The sequence below is a fragment of the Gardnerella sp. KA00288 genome (assembly GCF_049244085.1).
Classification (GTDB): Bacteria; Actinomycetota; Actinomycetes; order Actinomycetales; family Bifidobacteriaceae; genus Bifidobacterium; species Bifidobacterium greenwoodii.
Genome location: NZ_CP058373.1, coordinates 965,351 through 977,700 on the forward strand (window position 1 = coordinate 965,351; position 12,350 = coordinate 977,700).

Consider the following 12,350-nt stretch of genomic DNA (forward strand, 5'->3'; position numbering starts at 1 on the left):
GATAGACCCATTTAAATAGAGAGTTTTATTACTGGCATTGGAGAGATTTGTCATATAATTCGTTCTATTTATTTGTTTAAAAATTCGTTAAAGATTAGGGAAAATTAAGGAGATTGTTATGACAACCGCTAATCCTTCAAAACATACATCATCAAAATCTTCTAAAAAGCGTTCTGCACACAAAGTACACACTCTTCCGTTAGCAACAATGGCTGCTTTGTTGACAGCAGCAACCTGCTTAGGCAGCCAGCCTGCAATGGCTGTTACAACACCCACAATTACTACAACAACGTACAACGCAACGGCTAGAAGTCTTACGAATAGCGCGGTTGCTAAGTATCAGAATCGTGAAGCTGATGTGGTTGTTAACAATCCAGGATGGCTTAAAACTCCTAGTATTCTTGAGTTCCAGCGTTATCGTGCTACTAATGATGAAAATAAAGATAAAAAGACAATGAATTCCGACGATTATGGTAGCGATGAGCACAATACTCTGATTAAAAAAACGGATATGTATGCACATATCGAAACAATAGATGGTGCTAAATATCTCGTATTCGACGTATTCTTCAACAATGATGCTCAGTCGATGGTAAATCTCTCAAACAGGCAGTGGTATATATGGCAAGTACCGTACCAAATTGCTAAGTTAAATTCCGATGGTTCGTATGCGAGCGACACAATTCGCGACTTACGTTTTGACGCTTACAAACTTAAAGATGCATCAGAAAATGACAAAATAAAACGCAAGATGAACTTTACTCTTTCGCGCGATTTTGCCAAGTTTGAAAAAGTAGAGAATCAGTCAACATCTATAAACTTACTTAGCGATAACGAGAAGAAGTTCGGTGCTTCAATGTTCCAGTATAGTTTAGGACCGAATCTGACAAGCGAGAAACAATATACAACAAATATGAAGAATCTATTCCATGAGAATCACGATGATTACGCTCTTGGTAAAGCAACTTACCCGGCGTACCCATATAGCTCTAAGAATTATGGAATAGGTATTCAAACTTCAGAAGTAAATCTTGCATTCCATATGCATGCCGCAGTAAAGCTTAACGATACAGCGATTAACGAAAAAGCCACAACGTATGATGAAAAGTACGCTAATATACATAATGCTTGGACTTGGGCAGATTCTGCAACATATGGAAGAACAACAAGCTCATCCTACGCGTGGATTTCTGGACGAGATCCAGAATCTGACGAAGATAAAAAATTAAATCGTCACAAGGATGACAGCGAAGCGCCAAAAATTTATTACAATGGCACTGAAATAACTGACGACAAACAGACCATTACACTTCATAAAGGCGATAAACTAAGCTTCACTACCACCGATAACAAGGGTTATATTGAGAAGTTTAGTATTGCTGGTTTAACGGACACTCCTATAACCAAGCAAGGCGATGGAAGCGAAAAGAAACCGCTTCCATCAGACAAGATCACTGTTACTGAAAAAATGCACAGCAAGAGAGTAACTATTACTTCCGAGGATGGCTCCGGCAACGTTACCACACGCAAAGTTAAAGTCAAAGTTACTACACTTGCTAAAGAACATCCTCTTAAAGGTAAAACCATTGATACTACCGTTGGTGAACAATTACCGCCATTGACAGACATTGACAAATTTGTTGAGATTAAAGACGAAGGCAAGCTTGAAAAGAAGCCAACATTAACGTGGAATGGCAAATCTCCTGCTCCAAGCACTGAGACAGTTGGCGTATTTACCCGTAGTATTAAGGGAACATACTCCGATCAGTCCACGAAAACAACAGATGTAACCATCAATGTTAAACCACAGAAGCCAGTTATCGACACTGATCTGACTAATCTTGCTGGAAAGAAAGGGCAGAAAGTAACAGTATCTGTTGGGAACGGTATCCCTACCGACGCTAAGGTTACTACAACAGTTAAACTGTTTGATAAAGATAACAAGGAAATCGGCTCTACTACAACAATTAACAATGGTAAAGCGGAGATTACTGTTAATGATGGAATTCCTGCAGGTGATGTGTATGCAAAAACGACTGTCAAGAAGCCTGAAGAAAAGACTCTTAAAGTAACAACTCCAGGATTTGAACTAACTTCAGAAAACAGCGATACAAAACAAGCTACTGCGCCTAAGGATGCTCAAGACCCAACAATTACTGCTACTTCATCGCCTGTAACAGTTGGGCAAGATCTGAAGATTCACATTGTTGCTAAAGATGATGTGAAGGTTGAAAAAATCAACTATATACAGGCATTAACGAGCGCCAATCTGCTTCAAGCTGATGATATCCTTAAAGGTCGTGCGAGTGTTTCAAAAACCACTGACACTGATCAGGAACAAGTGTTGGATCTTACTGTTAAGAACATGCAGCCGAAGGAAGTTGGCACACATAAGCTAACCTTCACGGTAACCGACTCGGCAGGAAAAACCGGCACCGTAACTCTAACCATAACCGTGAAGCCAGCTGCTCCAACTGTCACGCCTAAAGACGATGGTTCTGTTGAGGTAACACCAGCAGACGGTACTGATGGTCTGGAAATTACGTATACGCCAGAAGGTGAAAACGCCACTCCAACCAACTTCACTGTTAAGAAAGAAAACGGTAAGTGGAAGATTGATGGAAACACTCCAGAAGGCGTAACCGTTGATGAAAACACTGGTAAAGTCACTATTCCAGCAGACAAAGTCAAAGACGGTAGTGATGTAAAAGCTAAAGATAAGAAGGGTGACAACTCTTCCAGCGAAGTTACTGGTAAAGCCAAAGACAACCCAGCTGCTCCAGCAACTACTCCAGCTGCTCCAACTGTCACGCCTAAAGACGATGGTTCTGTTGAGGTAACACCAGCAGACGGTACTGATGGTCTGGAAATTACGTATACGCCAGAAGGTGAAAACGCCACTCCAACCAACTTCACTGTTAAGAAAGAAAACGGTAAGTGGAAGATTGATGGAAACACTCCAGAAGGCGTAACCGTTGATGAAAACACTGGTAAAGTCACTATTCCAGCAGACAAAGTCAAAGACGGTAGTGATGTAAAAGCTAAAGATAAGAAGGGTGACAACTCTTCCAGCGAAGTTACTGGTAAAGCCAAAGACAACCCAGCTGCTCCAGCAACTACTCCAGCTGCTCCAACTGTCACGCCTAAAGACGATGGTTCTGTTGAGGTAACACCAGCAGACGGTACTGATGGTCTGGAAATTACGTATACGCCAGAAGGTGAAAACGCCACTCCAACCAACTTCACTGTTAAGAAAGAAAACGGTAAGTGGAAGATTGATGGAAACACTCCAGAAGGCGTAACCGTTGATGAAAACACTGGTAAAGTCACTATTCCAGCAGACAAAGTCAAAGACGGTAGTGATGTAAAAGCTAAAGATAAGAAGGGTGACAACTCTTCCAGCGAAGTTACTGGTAAAGCCAAAGACAACCCAGCTGCTCCAGCAACTACTCCAGCTGCTCCAACTGTCACGCCTAAAGACGATGGTTCTGTTGAGGTAACACCAGCAGACGGTACTGATGGTCTGGAAATTACGTATACGCCAGAAGGTGAAAACGCCACTCCAACCAACTTCACTGTTAAGAAAGAAAACGGTAAGTGGAAGATTGATGGAAACACTCCAGAAGGCGTAACCGTTGATGAAAACACTGGTAAAGTCACTATTCCAGCAGACAAAGTCAAAGACGGTAGTGATGTAAAAGCTAAAGATAAGAAGGGTGACAACTCTTCCAGCGAAGTTACTGGTAAAGCCAAAGACAACCCAGCTGCTCCAGCAACTACTCCAGCTGCTCCAACTGTCACGCCTAAAGACGATGGTTCTGTTGAGGTAACACCAGCAGACGGTACTGATGGTCTGGAAATTACGTATACGCCAGAAGGTGAAAACGCCACTCCAACCAACTTCACTGTTAAGAAAGAAAACGGTAAGTGGAAGATTGATGGAAACACTCCAGAAGGCGTAACCGTTGATGAAAACACTGGTAAAGTCACTATTCCAGCAGACAAAGTCAAAGACGGTAGTGATGTAAAAGCTAAAGATAAGAAGGGTGACAACTCTTCCAGCGAAGTTACTGGTAAAGCCAAAGACAACCCAGCTGCTCCAGCAACTACTCCAGCTGCTCCAACTGTCACGCCTAAAGACGATGGTTCTGTTGAGGTAACACCAGCAGACGGTACTGATGGTCTGGAAATTACGTATACGCCAGAAGGTGAAAACGCCACTCCAACCAACTTCACTGTTAAGAAAGAAAACGGTAAGTGGAAGATTGATGGAAACACTCCAGAAGGCGTAACCGTTGATGAAAACACTGGTAAAGTCACTATTCCAGCAGACAAAGTCAAAGACGGTAGTGATGTAAAAGCTAAAGATAAGAAGGGTGACAACTCTTCCAGCGAAGTTACTGGTAAAGCCAAAGACAACCCAGCTGCTCCAGCAACTACTCCAGCTGCTCCAACTGTCACGCCTAAAGACGATGGTTCTGTTGAGGTAACACCAGCAGACGGTACTGATGGTCTGGAAATTACGTATACGCCAGAAGGTGAAAACGCCACTCCAACCAACTTCACTGTTAAGAAAGAAAACGGTAAGTGGAAGATTGATGGAAACACTCCAGAAGGCGTAACCGTTGATGAAAACACTGGTAAAGTCACTATTCCAGCAGACAAAGTCAAAGACGGTAGTGATGTAAAAGCTAAAGATAAGAAGGGTGACAACTCTTCCAGCGAAGTTACTGGTAAAGCCAAAGACAACCCAGCTGCTCCAGCAACTACTCCAGCTGCTCCAACTGTCACGCCTAAAGACGATGGTTCTGTTGAGGTAACACCAGCAGACGGTACTGATGGTCTGGAAATTACGTATACGCCAGAAGGTGAAAACGCCACTCCAACCAACTTCACTGTTAAGAAAGAAAACGGTAAGTGGAAGATTGATGGAAACACTCCAGAAGGCGTAACCGTTGATGAAAACACTGGTAAAGTCACTATTCCAGCAGACAAAGTCAAAGACGGTAGTGATGTAAAAGCTAAAGATAAGAAGGGTGACAACTCTTCCAGCGAAGTTACTGGTAAAGCCAAAGACAACCCAGCTGCTCCAGCAACTACTCCAGCTGCTCCAACTGTCACGCCTAAAGACGATGGTTCTGTTGAGGTAACACCAGCAGACGGTACTGATGGTCTGGAAATTACGTATACGCCAGAAGGTGAAAACGCCACTCCAACCAACTTCACTGTTAAGAAAGAAAACGGTAAGTGGAAGATTGATGGAAACACTCCAGAAGGCGTAACCGTTGATGAAAACACTGGTAAAGTCACTATTCCAGCAGACAAAGTCAAAGACGGTAGTGATGTAAAAGCTAAAGATAAGAAGGGTGACAACTCTTCCAGCGAAGTTACTGGTAAAGCCAAAGACAACCCAGCTGCTCCAGCAACTACTCCAGCTGCTCCAACTGTCACGCCTAAAGACGATGGTTCTGTTGAGGTAACACCAGCAGACGGTACTGATGGTCTGGAAATTACGTATACGCCAGAAGGTGAAAACGCCACTCCAACCAACTTCACTGTTAAGAAAGAAAACGGTAAGTGGAAGATTGATGGAAACACTCCAGAAGGCGTAACCGTTGATGAAAACACTGGTAAAGTCACTATTCCAGCAGACAAAGTCAAAGACGGTAGTGATGTAAAAGCTAAAGATAAGAAGGGTGACAACTCTTCCAGCGAAGTTACTGGTAAAGCCAAAGACAACCCAGCTGCTCCAGCAACTACTCCAGCTGCTCCAACTGTCACGCCTAAAGACGATGGTTCTGTTGAGGTAACACCAGCAGACGGTACTGATGGTCTGGAAATTACGTATACGCCAGAAGGTGAAAACGCCACTCCAACCAACTTCACTGTTAAGAAAGAAAACGGTAAGTGGAAGATTGATGGAAACACTCCAGAAGGCGTAACCGTTGATGAAAACACTGGTAAAGTCACTATTCCAGCAGACAAAGTCAAAGACGGTAGTGATGTAAAAGCTAAAGATAAGAAGGGTGACAACTCTTCCAGCGAAGTTACTGGTAAAGCCAAAGACAACAACGGAAATTCTGGTTCTGGAACAGGTTCTGATTCCGGTTCTGGAGATTCTGGTTCTGGATCTGAGACTGGAAACAGCAATGGTTCTGGATCTGATTCGGGTGACGATTCCGCGTCTAACAACGCTGGTAACGCTGAAACCGGTAATGCTGGCAACGGCAAAGCTGGTGATGCATCCACTGGTGCTTCAGGTTCCAACGAATCTACTAAGTCCAGCAACAAGGTTCCTGCAAAGCATTCGTCCCAATTAGTAAAGACTGGTGCTGAAGTGGAACGAGTAGGATTGATCAGCGCAATGATTGGTGTACTTGGAGCTGCAGCAGCATTCTTCTCTCGCAAGAAGAATCGCGAGTAAAAAGTTCACCTACAAAATTAAACAAAAGTAAACTAATAATTGAAAATAATTAAGAAAAGGAGCTGAGTCACAAACCCAGCTCCTTTTTCTATACTTTTACTGCATTTTTACAGTAAAGAAACACTCATTTATCAACCATTGACACCACATGTAACACCACTTATACTTTTATAAACACATCAAATACACTATTTTACTGGGGAGTTAAATGTCACAATGGGACAAATTACTTAGAAGAATACTTAGCCTATCCAAAGATATGCGATTTGATGAATTGAGAAAAGTATTGGAATCCTACGGATATGAAATGTGCAATCCGCGAAGCGGAAGTAGCCATTATACTTTCGCAAAGAAAACGCAAACCCGATAACAATTCCAAAACATGAACCAATTAAAAAGATATACGTAGAAATGGTGAAAGCTGTAGTAGAAGCAGCAGACGAAGAAGAAAAACAGTAAAAGTAGGAAAGTAGGAAATTGGATATGGTAAAAACACTAACAAATAAAACACTCAGCTACTACATGTCACTACCGTATAAGCTGGAGATTGTAAAGGATCCGGATGAAGGCGGATTCGTGTCCTACTACCCTGATTTACCAGGATGCATAAGTTCGGGAGACTCCGAACAGGAAGCAGCAGCAAATGCGCAGGACGCTAAGCACGCTTGGATTGAAGCAGCACTTGAAAGCAAAATCAACATAAAAGAGCCGTCTTACCATGAGCTGAATGACTATTCTGGTCAGTTCAAACTGCGTCTACCTAAAGAATTACACAGGCAGTTGGCTGAGCAATCTCAAGCCGAAGGAATAAGCATGAACCAGTATTGCGTGTATCTTCTTTCGCAAAATAACGCTATTGAACGCGTGCTTGAGCGAGCGTAGAGAATAAAATTTCGGGTTATTCCCCAAAATTTCACACTATTCATTAGTAATTACTTGTAATTATTAGCAATCATCCGCAATTACTTGTAATGCAACTTCAATACCTCGAAGCATATCAGCTAAACTCATAGAACTCGTACTCGGCTTATCAAGAACTTGCTCAGGCAAATACGGAACGTGAATAAAACCGCTCTTAATCGGCAATTTCCTAGTCTGGCAATAATAACAAACACTGTAAAGCACATCATTGCACACGTACGCGCCCGCAGAAAAAGACACAGACGCCGGCAATTTCACCTTATTCAAAGCCTCAACTATATTCACAACTGGCAAAGTCGCTTTATACGCCACGTCACCATCCTGCACAACAGGCTCATACCAAGGCTTATACCCACTATTATCTGGTATGCTCGCAGCCCTACAGTTAATTCCAACATACTCAACGTTAAAACAAGCAGAACCACCAAATTGTCCTAATGAAAGCACAGCATTAGGCTGAACTTCCTCTATTTTCTCAATAACTTTTTGCGCGCCCTTGTTAAATTCCGTAGGAATCTGCAAACGAACAAGTTCCACACCATCAGGTGCATGCACTGATTGTGCAATCTCCCACGACGGATTTATAGACTCATTATTAAACGGCGTAAAACCAGTAATCAAAATACGCATCACAATACCCCTTTACACGAATATCACTTTATTAAAACATTAAAACGCATCACAAAAAAACTGTACATATGTGAATGTCACTGTATATAAACAGTATACAAACTTCAGGATTCTACTACGTAATTCACGCTCGCGAAAAGATTAGTTAAGTCAGATTGTGAAATAACCACACACCCCCACACACAACACGCACAAAATCAAAATTGGTAAGACTCGCATTCGTGTAATAGTATTATGCATTGGATGTGCATTCGCGCAGCAGCGTGAATTAAACAAAGCAGTTGAAGCACATACAATAATTTCAACAGAATTCAACGACGAAAAGAGATTACCGATGACAAAGATCATTCAGATTGGCGCAAATCACGCCGGCACTGCCTGCGCTAACACCATTTTGAGCTACCCAGGAAACGAGCTTACAATCTACGATCAGAATAGCAATATTTCCTTCCTTGGCTGCGGAATGGCTTTGTGGATTGGCAAGCAAATTCAAAGCAGCGACGGACTGTTCTACCAGAAGCCAGAAGATTTCGTTAAAAAAGGCGCTAAAGTAAATCTTGAAAGTAAAGTTCTCGACATTGATTACGCAAAGAAAGAAGTAACAGTCGAGCTTAAAGACGGCACTGTTATTCACGATTCTTACGACAAGCTTGTTCTTGCTACCGGCAGCCTTCCAAACAAGCCTCGCATTAAAGGCATTGACTTGGAAAACGTGCAAATGGTAAAGCTTTTCCAGAATGCGCAAACTGTTATTGCTAAGCTTCAAGAGCGCGATTTCCATAATGTTGTGGTTCTTGGCGGCGGCTACATTGGCGTCGAACTTGCTGAAGCCTTCGAGCGTCTTGGCAAGAACGTAACTCTTATTGACATGGAAGACCATATTCTTAACGGCTACTTTGACCCAGAGTTTTCTAACAATTTGAAGAAAATTATGGAGAATAAGGGCATTAAGTTTGAGCTTGGTCAAGCTGTTGAGGAGATTATTGGAGACACTGAAGTTAAGGCTGTTAAAACAAGCAAAGGCACTTACGATGCAGACATGGTGATTTGCGCTATTGGCTTCCATCCAAACGTTGCGCTTGGCAAGGATCATTTAAAGCAGTATGCTAACGGCGCTTTCCTCGTTGACAAGAAGCAGCAAACTTCCGACCCAGACGTGTACGCAATCGGCGACTGCGCTACAATCTACGACAACGCTCGAGACCGCGTAAACTACATTGCGCTCGCAACCAACGCCGTTCGAAGCGGCTTGATTGCAGGTCACAACGTTTGCGGAACTCCTGTAGAAACCGAGGGCGTTCAAGGCTCTAGCGCAATGATGATTTACGACTACAAGCTTGTTTGCACCGGCTTGAGCTTGTCTGCCGCTCAAAAAGAGGGCATGGACGTTGACTACGTTGATTTTGAGGATACTCAAAAGCCTGCGTTTATGGAAGTTGAGAATCCAAAGGTGAAGATTCGCATCGTTTACAAGAAGGATACGAAGGTTATTGTTGGCTGCCAGTTGGCTTCTAACTACGATATGTCTGCCGCAATTCACCTGTTCTCGCTGGCTATTCAAAAGAAAGTCACGATTAAGGAGCTTGCTTTGTGCGACATCTTCTTCATGCCTCACTTCAACCAGCCGTACAACTACATTACGATGGCTGCTTACACGGCTTTACTTAAGGGCTGATTAGATTCTACTATTAGCCTCTGCGATTAGCTTAAATCGCGTTTATTAAACCAAGCAATCTGTTCTATAATGGAGCAGTTGCTTGGTTTTTTAATCATCCGCGCACAAAAAAGCGCACACAACGCGCATATTAGCGTAAGACATGCAGATTAAAACAAAGGAGTCTGGGATGAAGCAGCTTTCTATTAAACCAACTATTAACAAGTTCGAAAACGCTCGCGATTTTGCGCAAGAATTTAATCTTGGAAAAGGCGATTTAGTTATTACAAACCAGTACATTTGGGAGCCTTATTTTGGCGATTTGAATCTTGATTGCGACGTGATTTTCCAAGAAAAGTACGGCAAAGGCGAGCCGAGCGACGCAATGGTTGATGCGATTGTTAGTGACATTCACACAACTCCAAATCGCGTGATTGGCATTGGCGGAGGCACTGTTTTGGACATTTCCAAGGTTTGCGCATTGAAACAAACAAGTCCTCTCGAAGATTTGGTTGACGGCAAGATTCCTGCGCAAAAAGGCGCGGATCTTATTCTTGTTCCAACTACTTGCGGAACCGGTTCCGAAGTTACAAACGTTGCCGTATTCTCGCTTACTAAGCGCAATACTAAGAAGGGCTTGGCAAACGACGCTTGCTACGCTACGGACGCGGTTCTTATTCCAGAATTGTTGAAGAGCCTTCCGGATTACGTTTTTGCAACCAGCTCTATTGATGCTCTTACGCATTCGATTGAGTCCGCGCTTTCTCCTATTGCAACAGAGCTTACAAAAATGTTTAGTTACAAGGCTTGCGGTCTTATTTTGCAAAGTTATATGCGAGTTGTGAAGGAAGGTAGCAGCGCAAAAGCCCAAGTTGTGGGCGACTTGGTTTCGGCAAGCCTTTACGCTGGTATTGCGTTTGGTAACGCTGGCTGCGGTTGCGTTCACGCGATGGCTTATCCGCTTGGTGGAACTTTCCACGTGGCTCACGGCGAGACGAATGCTGCGCTTCTTACAAGCGTTTTGCGCTATTATGCTAAGCACGATGCTGAAAGCAGCACTAGCGCTGAAAACACTGATCTTTCTAAGCTTTTTGACTTCATGGCAAATATTCTAGAATGCAAGAAGGCAGACGTATTAGACAAGCTTGACGAAGTTCTTAACACGATTCTTCCTAAGCATAAGCTTCACGAGTATGGAATGACCGAGGATATGATTCAAAGCTGGGCTGCAAGCGTTGTTAAAGAGCAGCAGCGACTTTTGAAGAATTCCTACATGCATATGAGCGAAGATGCTATTGCTGAAGTCTACGCATCTACTTTCTAAAAACAGATTTCTAGCAAACTTACTTTCTGGAATTTGTTGACTTTAATTACGTTTTACTAGTTTTTCAGAATAAAACAAAAGCAAAATAACAAAAGACCCCACATTTATTTGTGGGGTCTTTTGTTTTATTTGTTGTATTTATTGTATTTATCGCAACTATTTCAACTATTTATAATTGAACAATAACTATTCAATAGCTATTCAATAACTTTTAGATTGCTCAAACGAGGCTCACCTAAAGGCAATCCAGTATCCGAAGGGAAGACTCCATCGTTTACTGTAAAGCTTACATAAACTTTCTTATTAATGTACTTCTCCATGATTTGTTTGACTTGACTGCCATCCTCAATCGCCATCATGGTCGCATCGCTAGGATGAGGCGGATTGCCCATATCTCCGCTGTGATGCAAAGTAACGCTGGTTTTATTATCCAGAATAAGAATCATGAAAGTTTGATTAGGATCTGAATATCCCGGATTAGGATCTTGAATATTTTGCGCTTCAAGAACCTGGTTGTACGACAAAACCTTCACAGTTCCGGAAACTACTTGCCTTCCGCTTGCTTTTTCAGCTTTAATCTTGCTATCTAAAGATTCACTACTAGCAGCTTTCTTAGAATCGGCTTTCTTACTAGACTTCTTATCAGCCTTCTTGTCAGCCTTCTTGCCAGACTTCTTGCCAGACTTCTTAGAATCCTTATCTTCTGAATTAGAGTCGCCGCCTTTATTGCTTACAGACTTCTCATAAGTATTATCTTCAGTTTTTGCCAAATTATCGAGAAGTGTAGTGTCATCTGTACTGACAAAATTAATATCTTTTGTATTTTGTTTAGGAAGATCAGTGATTATTCCAGACCAGTATTTTTCTTGTTTAACAGGATTGCTATCCTCAATATTCATAGTTACCTTGTAGGCTTCAGTATACCCTGTTCCGGACAACCAAGTAACATAGCTTAATGAATTGCTGTCTGCGTATTGCGATACTGAAGCTCTAGAACCAGCAGATCCCACTCCATCACAAATTAAATCATTTGAAGAAACAACGTCAGTGTAATCTTTATTCGCAGCAAAAAACTTCAGCATTGGCAGATATTCAAAATTTTTTCGCAAAACAAGCTCCGGAATATCCCTATCGCTCATATTGACTAACGCGTAAGAATACTTACTTTGGCTAGTATCAAGTTCTGAATCATATCCAGATTTATTAAAATCATATTTATCAGCGTTTGCTAAAACTTTTTTATATAAAGCTGCTACTTTTGCATTAATAACATTAACTTTTTTGCACTATCAGCAGCTTTTGTATTTGCGCCCTTTTGATTCGAGCATCCAGCACATAATGGTACGAAAAGAAATAGCGAGAGTACTAGCACAATAAATTTTTTTAGCTTCAACACA

At 42.2% G+C, this 12,350-nt stretch carries 6 protein-coding genes; 4 read left to right on the plus strand and 2 right to left on the minus strand.

Features of this window, described 5'->3' with window-relative positions:
- The first annotated feature begins 118 nt into the window (after positions 1-118).
- Together HXT52_RS03600 and HXT52_RS03605 are read left to right on the plus strand one after the other, a co-directional pair.
- Complete coding sequence (locus HXT52_RS03600) at positions 119-6,424, plus strand: hypothetical protein (protein WP_421775726.1); 6,306 nt, start codon at positions 119-121, stop codon at positions 6,422-6,424.
- Between the two features lie 483 nt (positions 6,425-6,907).
- Positions 6,908-7,306 (plus strand): toxin-antitoxin system HicB family antitoxin, encoded by a 399-nt coding sequence (locus HXT52_RS03605; protein WP_415686947.1) that lies wholly within the window; start codon positions 6,908-6,910, stop codon positions 7,304-7,306.
- Positions 7,307-7,369: 63 nt separating this feature from the next.
- On the opposite strand, the gene HXT52_RS03610 is transcribed toward HXT52_RS03605, so the two are convergent.
- Positions 7,370-7,975: a pyroglutamyl-peptidase I gene (locus HXT52_RS03610; RefSeq protein ID WP_421775727.1), complete on the minus strand. Its 606-nt coding sequence runs from the start codon at positions 7,973-7,975 to the stop codon at positions 7,370-7,372.
- Positions 7,976-8,309: 334 nt separating this feature from the next.
- On the opposite strand from HXT52_RS03610, the gene nox reads away from it, so the two are divergent.
- Positions 8,310-9,650, plus strand: a complete 1,341-nt coding sequence (gene nox, locus HXT52_RS03615; protein ID WP_421775728.1) for a H2O-forming NADH oxidase — start codon at positions 8,310-8,312, stop codon at positions 9,648-9,650.
- A gap of 169 nt (positions 9,651-9,819) precedes the next feature.
- Positions 9,820-10,953 carry a 4-hydroxybutyrate dehydrogenase gene (locus HXT52_RS03620; protein ID WP_421775729.1) on the plus strand — a complete coding sequence of 378 codons (1,134 nt, stop codon included), beginning with the start codon at positions 9,820-9,822 and terminating at the stop codon, positions 10,951-10,953.
- Positions 10,954-11,150: 197 nt separating this feature from the next.
- Here HXT52_RS03620 and HXT52_RS03625 read toward each other — a convergent pair whose 3' ends face one another.
- Positions 11,151-12,092, minus strand: a complete 942-nt coding sequence (locus HXT52_RS03625) for a hypothetical protein (RefSeq protein WP_421775730.1) — start codon at positions 12,090-12,092, stop codon at positions 11,151-11,153.
- Positions 12,093-12,350: the final 258 nt, after the last annotated feature.

Bases quoted from the DNA above. Each gene is read 5' to 3' on its own strand.
- HXT52_RS03610 (WP_421775727.1), bottom strand. From the start codon at position 7,975: ATGCGTATTTTGATTACTGGTTTTACGCCGTTTAATAATGAGTCTATA.
- HXT52_RS03605 (WP_415686947.1), top strand. From the start codon at position 6,908: ATGGTAAAAACACTAACAAATAAAACACTCAGCTACTACATGTCACTA.
- HXT52_RS03600 (WP_421775726.1), top strand. From the start codon at position 119: ATGACAACCGCTAATCCTTCAAAACATACATCATCAAAATCTTCTAAA.
- nox (WP_421775728.1), top strand. From the start codon at position 8,310: ATGACAAAGATCATTCAGATTGGCGCAAATCACGCCGGCACTGCCTGC.
- HXT52_RS03625 (WP_421775730.1), bottom strand. From the start codon at position 12,092: ATGAGCGATAGGGATATTCCGGAGCTTGTTTTGCGAAAAAATTTTGAA.
- HXT52_RS03620 (WP_421775729.1), top strand. From the start codon at position 9,820: ATGAAGCAGCTTTCTATTAAACCAACTATTAACAAGTTCGAAAACGCT.